The following is a 3,951-nucleotide window of genomic DNA, read 5'->3' as shown; positions in this document are numbered from 1 at the left end:
TGCGCATCATCAACGAGCCGACAGCAGCCGCCCTGGCCTATGGCCTAGACAAACAAGATCAAGACCTACGCATTCTGGTTTTCGATTTGGGTGGCGGCACCTTCGATGTCTCGGTGCTGCAACTGGGCAGCGGCGTGTTTGAGGTGCAAGCGACTGCCGGCAACAACCACCTGGGGGGGGATGATTTCGACCAAAGAATTGTCGATTGGCTCATCCGTCAGTTTTTGGAGACGGAAGGGATCGACCTCTCGCGGGATCGCATGGCCCTGCAGCGGATGCGGGAGGCTGCTGAGAAGGCCAAAATTGAGCTGTCCAGCACCCAGGTTACACTCATTAACCTGCCTTTTATCACCGCCGACGATTCGGGGCCCAAGCACCTGGAAGTGGAGCTGACCCGCGGCAAGTTTGAGGAGTTGGTGCGGGATCTGGTGGAGGCCACCGTGGAGCCTACAGAACAGGCGCTGCGGGATGCTGGCCTCTCCCCTGCAGACATCGACCGCGTGCTGCTGGTGGGCGGCTCTACTCGTATTCCCGCTGTCCAGGAGAAAATTCGGCAAATCTTCAAAAAAAACCCAGATCGCTCCGTCAACCCGGACGAGGCGGTGGCCCTTGGCGCTGCCATCCAGGCAGGCGTGGTGGGTGGAGAAGTGAAAGATCTACTGCTGCTGGACGTGATCCCTCTCTCGATTGGGGTGGAAACGCTGGGGGGAGTCTTCACCCGCATCATCGAGCGCAACACCACCATTCCCACCAGTAAAACCCAGATTTTCTCCACTGCCACCGATGGCCAGAGTGTGGTGGAGATTCACGTCCTGCAGGGAGAGCGGGCCATGGCCAAAGACAACAAAACCTTGGGCCGCTTTCAGCTGACCGGGATCCCGCCGGCTCCCCGTGGGGTGCCCCAGATCGAGGTTTCTTTTGACATCGATGCCAACGGGATCTTGAAAGTCTCGGCTCGGGAAAAGGGGACAGGAATCGAGCAGAGCGTCAAGATCACCAACAACGGTGGCTTGAGCAGCAGCGAGATCGAGCGAATGCGTCGGGAAGCGGAGGCCTATGCCGAAGAAGATCGGCGCCGGCGGCAGTTGGTGGAAGCCCGCAACCAGTCAGATAGCCTGCTCTACAACTACGACAAAACCCTGCAGGAGCATGGCAATCGCCTCAGCGAAGCTCGAATCCAGCGGGGGGCTCAAGTGGCGGGCACATTGAGGGCATTGCTGGCAAATGATAACGTAGACTTAGCAACTTTACGGAACGCAATGGAAGAACTGCGGGCTGTCCTGCTGGAGATGGGTAGCGAGATCTATGGAGCTCGCTGAGGATTCTAGGCAACTGCTTGCTCTCCCCCAGCTCCGGTGCCTTGTAGGTCTGCTTCGGTTGTGCTGCCTGACAAGTTGCATCTCAAGTGTGTCTGATGTTTTGATCTTTAACCTCTTCTGAAGCGCTTCTATGGCTCGCGACTACTATGAAATCTTGGGGGTTAGCCGCGATAGCTCCAAAGAGGAGATCAAGCGCGCCTATCGACGGTTGGCTCGTAAGTACCACCCGGATGTCAACAAGGAGCCAGGCGCCGAGGAGCGCTTCAAAGAGATCAACCGTGCCTATGAGGTGCTCTCTGATAATGAGCTAAAAGCTCGCTACGATCGCTTTGGAGAAGCGGGTTTGAGTGGAGCTGCTGCGGCAGCAAGTGGATTCCAGGATTTTGCGGGGATGGGTGGCTTTGCCGACATTTTCGAGAGCTTTTTCACCAACTTTGCAGGGGCAGGAGCCAGCTATGCCCGCAGTCGCCAGGGGCCGGTACGGGGCGATGATCTGCGCTTTGACCTAAAACTGGAGTTTCTGGAAGCCATCTTCGGCGGCGAAAAGCAGATTCGCATCAGCCACTTGGAAGTCTGCAACGTCTGTGGAGGCAGCGGGGCTAAGCCCGGTACGGAGGTGAAAACTTGCCCCACCTGCGGGGGCGGCGGTCAGGTGCGGCGGGCAACCCGCACGCCGTTTGGCAACTTTACCCAGGTCTCGGTTTGTCCCACCTGTGGTGGCAGCGGTCAGGTGTTGGAAGAGCCCTGCTACAACTGCAATGGCGAGGGCTTGGCCCAAACCACGAAGAAACTGCGCATTAACATCCCAGCCGGCGTGGATAGTGGCACCCGTTTGCGGGTTTCCGGGGAAGGCGATGCCGGTCGACGCGGTGGCCCGCCCGGGGATCTCTACGTCTACCTATTTGTGGAACCGGATCCCGACTTCCAGCGAGATGGCCTGACCATTCTCTCGGAGGTGCGGGTGAGCTATTTGCAGGCCATCTTGGGGGCCAAGGTCTCTGTGCCCACCGTGGACTCGAAAGCCGGCCTGGAGGAAGAGGTGGAGCTGACCATCCCAGCCGGATCCCAGCCGGGTACAGTGCTGACCCTGGAGGGCAAGGGGGTACCTCGCATTGGCAACCCGATGTCTCGGGGCGACCACCAAATCACCTTGGTGGTGGAGATCCCCACCCGCATCAGCTCAGAAGAGCGGGAATTGCTCATGCGCCTGGCTGAGCTGCACGGAGAACGCATCAACAAGCGGGATGGTTTCTTGGGCGGGTTGTTGCGGGGGCTGGCCCAGATGCCTGGCAACCGGGAGCGTGAGGAAGAATGACTGCAGAGGCTGTTTCGTCGGAAGAGGTCAAGTTTATCCTTGACCAGCGCGGGATCCCTTGCCCACTTAACTACGTGCGGGCGAAGCTGCGCCTGGAGCGCATGGCTCCTGGAGAACTGCTGGAGCTATGGCTGGATGCGGGAGAACCTCTGGAGCAGGTGCCCAACAGTCTAGCCATGGCCGGGCATCGGATTGAGGGACAGGCAGCTTCCCCCGAAGGCCATTACATTCTCTGGGTGCGTCGCGGCACACCTGCGTCGCCATGAACCCGGTGAAACCGGAAGGAAAAGATTGTACCGGCTGGGTGCGAGCAGCGCAGGCCAACTTTTATCGCGTGCGGATCGATCCAAGTTTGGCTGCCCTCTTTCCCGAGATCCCGGCTCGGTTTCCGGTTGAAAAGCCCACGCCGGCAGAGATTCTCTGTACCAGTCGGGCCAAGCTGAAAAAAATGGGTCAGCAGGTGATGGTGGGGGACTGGGTGGAGGTGCGCTTGCCGCCTGCTGCCGCCGACCTCTGGCCGGAGCGGGGGGTGATCGAGGCGATCCTGCCGCGGCGCACTCAGCTGCCTCGACCCGCTATTGCCAACGCGACCCAAGTTCTGGTGGTGGTGGCCCTGGCCGAGCCCGACCCTGAGCCCAACGCCCTCAGTCGTCTGCTGGTGCAAGCCGAGGCCAGCCAACTGCGGGTTCAGGTGGTGTTGAACAAATGCGACTGCGTGGATCCAGAAGTGGCGACAACTTGGGTGGAGCGTCTGCAGAGGTGGGGATATGAGCCTCTGTTGGTCAGTGCCCACACCCAAGCTGGGATCCCCCAGTTGCAACAGTGCTGTCGAGATCAGATCTCGGTGGTGACAGGCCCTTCCGGGGTGGGCAAATCCAGCTTGCTCAATCGGCTGCTGCCGGACGTTCGGCTGGCCACTCAGGCCGTCTCCAGACGTTTGGGCCATGGTCGGCACACCACCCGCCATGTGGAGCTGTTTCCTTTGCCGGAAGGCGGTTGGATCGCCGATTCGCCGGGATTCAATGCTGGCGAAGGGATCCCGCCGGTGCATCCTTTGCAGTTGATACGGTGCTTCCCCGAAGTAAGGGATCGCTTGGGCGCCTGTCAGTTTCGCGATTGCCTGCACCATCGAGAGCCGGGCTGTGGGCTCCGAGATCTGGATTGGGAACGACGGACTTTTTACTTGCAGCTTTTGCAAGAAGTCCAGCAGGTGCAAAAGGCATCGGTGGGCCTTATCCAGCCTGGCCAAGATCCCAGTCTCGCCAGAATTGCGCGAAAGACCCCAATCTGAGGACTATAGTCATTCCAAACTAGATT

At 59.6% G+C, this 3,951-nt stretch carries 4 protein-coding genes; all 4 read left to right on the top strand.

Annotated features, from left to right (window positions below; translation table 11 throughout):
• The coding region (gene dnaK / locus NW819_RS10075) for a molecular chaperone DnaK (RefSeq protein ID WP_414413651.1) at window positions 1-1,319 on the top strand (1,319 nt) is incomplete at its 5' end.
• A 130-nt stretch (window positions 1,320-1,449) separates the two neighbouring features.
• Entirely contained in the window at window positions 1,450-2,634 is a 1,185-nt protein-coding gene (dnaJ, locus tag NW819_RS10070) for a molecular chaperone DnaJ (protein WP_414329167.1), read from the top strand.
• Window positions 2,631-2,900 (top strand): sulfurtransferase TusA family protein, encoded by a 270-nt coding sequence (locus tag NW819_RS10065; protein ID WP_414329168.1) that lies wholly within the window; start codon window positions 2,631-2,633, stop codon window positions 2,898-2,900. Before dnaJ ends, NW819_RS10065 begins: the two co-directional genes overlap by 4 nt.
• Window positions 2,897-3,925, top strand: coding sequence for a ribosome small subunit-dependent GTPase A (rsgA, locus tag NW819_RS10060; RefSeq protein WP_414329169.1), 1,029 nt, complete (start codon window positions 2,897-2,899; stop codon window positions 3,923-3,925). Before NW819_RS10065 ends, rsgA begins: the two co-directional genes overlap by 4 nt.
• The last annotated feature ends 26 nt before the right edge of the window (window positions 3,926-3,951 follow it).

This window comes from Synechococcus sp. R8-2, from assembly GCF_047461715.1.
In the GTDB taxonomy this organism is placed as follows: domain Bacteria; phylum Cyanobacteriota; class Cyanobacteriia; order Thermostichales; family Thermostichaceae; genus Thermostichus.
Note: the sequence above shows the minus strand (reverse complement) of the source record. Positions and strands in the feature narration are given on the sequence as shown.